Source organism: Sporichthyaceae bacterium, assembly GCA_036269075.1.
Classification (GTDB): Bacteria; Actinomycetota; Actinomycetes; order Sporichthyales; family Sporichthyaceae; genus DASQPJ01.
The window spans coordinates 1-3,233 of the sequence record DATASX010000070.1 but is presented as its reverse complement, the minus strand read 5'-3'; the positions used below and the strand labels follow the sequence as shown (position 1 = coordinate 3,233).

At 69.8% G+C, this 3,233-nt stretch carries 4 protein-coding genes; 1 reads left to right on the top strand and 3 read right to left on the bottom strand.

The window, feature by feature from the left end; translation table 11 throughout:
- Positions 1 to 303 precede the first annotated feature (303 nt).
- Positions 304 to 1,503 carry a site-specific integrase gene (locus VHU88_12180; protein HEX3612435.1) on the top strand — a complete coding sequence of 400 codons (1,200 nt, stop codon included), beginning with the start codon at positions 304 to 306 and terminating at the stop codon, positions 1,501 to 1,503.
- A 178-nt stretch (positions 1,504 to 1,681) separates the two neighbouring features.
- Here VHU88_12180 and VHU88_12175 read toward each other — a convergent pair whose 3' ends face one another.
- From VHU88_12175 to VHU88_12165, 3 genes are all read right to left on the bottom strand, one after another.
- Entirely contained in the window at positions 1,682 to 1,999 is a 318-nt protein-coding gene (locus tag VHU88_12175; GenBank protein ID HEX3612434.1) for a hypothetical protein, read from the bottom strand.
- A 326-nt stretch (positions 2,000 to 2,325) separates the two neighbouring features.
- Positions 2,326 to 2,754: a PIN domain-containing protein gene (locus VHU88_12170; GenBank protein HEX3612433.1), complete on the bottom strand. Its 429-nt coding sequence runs from the start codon at positions 2,752 to 2,754 to the stop codon at positions 2,326 to 2,328.
- Complete coding sequence (locus VHU88_12165; protein ID HEX3612432.1) at positions 2,751 to 2,975, bottom strand: hypothetical protein; 225 nt, start codon at positions 2,973 to 2,975, stop codon at positions 2,751 to 2,753. The genes VHU88_12170 and VHU88_12165 overlap by 4 nt, the downstream gene beginning before the upstream one ends.
- Positions 2,976 to 3,233: the final 258 nt, after the last annotated feature.

Sequence of the window (3,233 nt, the reverse complement as noted above, 5' to 3'; positions counted from 1 at the left end):
CGCACCGACCGGTGTGATTCGACCACTGATCGGCGGAGGCTAACCAGGGCGGACGGCAGTGGACCACGGTGGCCCACGGGAAGTTGGCCTCCGGAGAAACCCCAGCTCAGAGACGGTTTTCGAATGGAGCGGGTGGAGCGGGTAGCGGGAATCGAACCCGCACTGTCAGCTTGGGAAGTTGCCGAACGATTCACCTGCGAGCCTCTGACCTGCAAAAATGTCGCTAAATGACGGCTCGCGTGGGCTATCCGTGGGCTAAATTCGTGGATGTTGTAGGCGACCACGGGCGATCGGGGGGCACCAGTGGCGACCAGAGCGAAAGTTCGCGGGAGCGGCGGCAAGGGCCGCAGCACCGGGTTCGGGGCCGTCGAGGCGTTGCCCTCGGGCCGGTACCGAGTGCGCTGGCGGGACGAGCAGGGCGGGCGACGGACCGCCGACCAGACGTTCGCCACGGTGACCGCGGCGCGGGGCTTCCTGGCCACCATCCAGGCCGACATGCTCCGCAAGACCTACCGGGCCCCGCGGGAGGTCACCGAGACGTTGTCGGAGTACGGCACGGACTGGCTCGCGAGCCGGCCGGGCCTGAAGGCCTCGTCGCGCAACCAGTACCGCATCGACTTCCGGCGGCACATCGAGCCGTACCTCGGCAGCCGCCGACTCGACCAGATCGAACCGGAGACGGTCCGCCGCTGGCACGCCGAGCTGTCCCGGGCGTTGCGGGCGCAGATGACTTCCCGCGGCGATCACGACCCCTCGGTTGCACACCTCAGGCCCGACGGCTCGGCGACGGTGGCCCGCTCCTACCGGCTGCTGCGGTCGATCCTGCAGACCGCCGTGGACGACGAGCTGCTGATGCGCCAGCCCTGCCGGATCACCGGCGGCGGGGAGGCGCGCTCGGCGGAGCGTCCGGTCCTGTCCGCCGTGCAGATCGCCGAGCTGGCCGACGAGGTTCCGCCACACTACCGAGCGTTCGTCGTCCTGGCCGCTTACTCCGGCCTGCGCGCTGGAGAGCTGGCGGCGCTGCGCGTGCTGGACGTCGACCTCGGCGACCAGCCTGCGGTCCGGGTGTCGCGGCGCTTCTATCGCGTGGCCGGGGAACTGACGGTCGATCAGCCGAAATCGGCCAAGGGCTTCCGCACTGTTCCCCTGCCCTCGTTCGTCGCCGCGGCTGTCCGGGAGCACCTGGTGGCCCACCGCGCGGACGCGGTGAAGACAGACCTGCTGTTCGTCACCGCCTCGGGCCGGGACGTCCTCGACGGCTACTCGCAGGTGCTCCGCCGGGCGCTCGACCGGCTCGGCCGCCCGGATGTGCGGACGCACGACCTGCGCCACTCCGCGATGACCGCGGCCGCCGAGCACGGGGCGACGCTGGCCACGTTGATGCACATGGCCGGTCACTCGACGTCGAACGCCGCTCAGCGTTACCAGCACGCCACCGCCGAACATTCCCGCCGCGTAGCCGCGGCGATCGACGCGAGCGCCTCGGCCCTGCACGTTCGGTGACCACTGCCGCGCCCAGCGACGAAGTGCATTTCGAATGCACACCTATGCATCACGATCTGACGGGGCCGCGGCCGGGCCGGGGTCGTCACAGCCCGTTATCGCCCGGGCAGGACGTCTGCGTCGTCCGACCTGAGCATGTCGACCGGCGTAGCCGGGCTGACGCACGCGCGGCCGCTGATCAATCCCCGGACGGCTTCCCCGGACGGGCCGCGCTGTCACCGGAAGCGAAGACGGCGAGCAGCGCAGCCCTGACCCGCCGCTCGTGGCGTTGCCGCGCCGCCTGGCGCGAGACACCCAACGCGTGGGCTATTACCGGCCACCCGATGTCGGCGTTGACGAGGCGGTCGATCTCCATGTCGAGTTCGGCCGAGATCCGGCGGTGCTCGCCGACCAACCGGGCAAGCCGTCCGAGTTCGCCATTCGGTGCGTCCGCAGCCAGGCCGTCGACCTGTCGAATCGGTTGCGCAGGCGAGGACAACCGCGGCGCCTCGGCCACCACTGGTGCGGTGCGGGCGATTGCCTCCCGTCGCCGTGGGGGTGGGATCGACCGTCGGGATTTCCACCTCGACACCCGGCTGATCTTGCCCGTTCGGGAAGCCCGCGTCAGACGAACCAGAAAATTGCCGCGATCAAGTCCGAACCGGGCGCGCGTTGTTCGTGAGGTCGCCGCGGACCCTAACGGACTGCACCGGACAACCGCAGGCTGGGAAGGACTCTGACGGATCGTCAGGACATATTTTGGCGGTTCAGCGCTACCTGCGATCGGCGGTTCGGGGCCGCCGCGTCACCCCTGCACGGGCCGGTCTTCCCCGGCGGTGTCGGTCAGCCGAGATGGGGCAGCAGGGTGAACGCCTCGATGTGGGCGGGGCGCACGATGGTGAAGTCACGGCGGTCGACGGTGGCGATCTCATGCACCCGGAGGCGTTCGGCGGTGGCGACCACGGCGGCATCCACCGTCCCGAGGGGCAGGTTCGCGTAGGTGCGGACCAACTCGGCGATGCGAGCCAGGTCGACGTCCCGGTCGAGCTCGGCGACCCCGAATCGCCCACCGGGAACCAGCGCGTCGAGGAACGAAGCCTCGGCTTGCGCGCCGCCGCGCGAACCGATCAGGTAGGCCGCCTCGGGGATCACCAGCGACGGCACGAGCAGGTCGTCGGTGCTCGCCGTCAACCAGCGAACGCAGGCTTCGTGATGGGTGTCGTCAGCGTCGGTCAGGGCGTAGAGCACGCCGGTGTCGACCAGCACCGTCACGACGCGGCCCGACCTCCGAGCTCGGCGCGCAGGATTTCCTCAGACCGTTCGGAGGTGTCGCTGGCTCCGGAGCGGATCGAGGCGACGAACGCCGGAAGCGGCTTGTCTGCCGCCGCGCCGGGGCCGGTGGTGGTCAACGCGAGCGCGGCATCGAGCAGCCGGTCGGCGTCGGCCTCGTCGAGGGCATCGACCAGCGCGTGCAGTCGTTCCTTCGTCGTCATGGCTCCAGTGTGCCCGACACCAAGGGCAATCGGCCGGCGCTCACGGCGCCTGTCCCAGGCCCAGTTGCCGGGCCCGACAACTCGAGTTGTCGAAGTACCTGGGCCGTCGACCAACTGCGCAGCCGCGATCAGACATATGCATTCGCCGAATCCAGCGGCGTCGACAACGCGCGTTGTCCACCTGACGCAGGCCACGCCGTCAGCCATCCCGGACAGGCAGGACAAGCCGAGCCGGACAAGCAGATAGGACAGAAGCGG